Genomic DNA, 631 nt, shown 5'->3' with positions numbered 1-631 from the left:
CTTACGTGGGCCCCCACCACCCGGGGGGCATCCACCCCCCCCGGCTGTCGGGGTTTTTGTTGTGCCCGGGGGGCGCACCCCCTCCCCACCTGGACGGGTACCCCCCCCGGCGTCATTCCGCGATCAGCACCAGGCCATCGGGGAACACGATGGCCGCTTCATCGGCACTGACATCAAAGAAGCCCACCCCGTGCTCCTCCGCAAGGTCCTGTACCCGGCCATGCGCACGCTCGGCCACGGAGTAGGCAAACGCACCGTAGATGACGTGGCGGCCGATGCTGTAGTCGGTGACCTCGGCGCGATCGTCCTCATCGTTGCTCAGCGGACCATTCAAGGGCGGGAACTCCTGTGCCATCGCGGCGAACCAGCCCTGCAACGCCGGACTGCTGACCACCGGATCGTCGTACTCGTGGTTCTCGCCCCAGGCGGTCTGCTTCTCGAACCAGGCGATGAACGCTGCCGCCTCACGCGGGGCGACGCTGGCCTCGAACACCATCATGTCGTAACTCATTGAACCGTCCTGTTGTCGGGGCGAAAGGCCGCCGGGGGGGGGGGCCCCGGCCCCGCGGGGGGGGGGGGTGCGCCCCGCGGCCCCCCCGGGGGGCGGGGATAGGGGCGGGCCGCCCGCCCG

General features: G+C 70.7%; 1 protein-coding gene. It reads right to left on the bottom strand.

The window, feature by feature from the left end:
- Positions 1-112 precede the first annotated feature (112 nt).
- Positions 113-511 carry a hypothetical protein gene (locus tag ACVOMM_RS18640; RefSeq protein WP_053517252.1) on the bottom strand — a complete coding sequence of 133 codons (399 nt, stop codon included), beginning with the start codon at positions 509-511 and terminating at the stop codon, positions 113-115.
- Positions 512-631 lie beyond the last annotated feature (120 nt).

Source organism: Stenotrophomonas sp. STEN009, from assembly GCF_056760395.1.
This window is presented reverse-complemented; position numbering and strand designations above follow the sequence as displayed.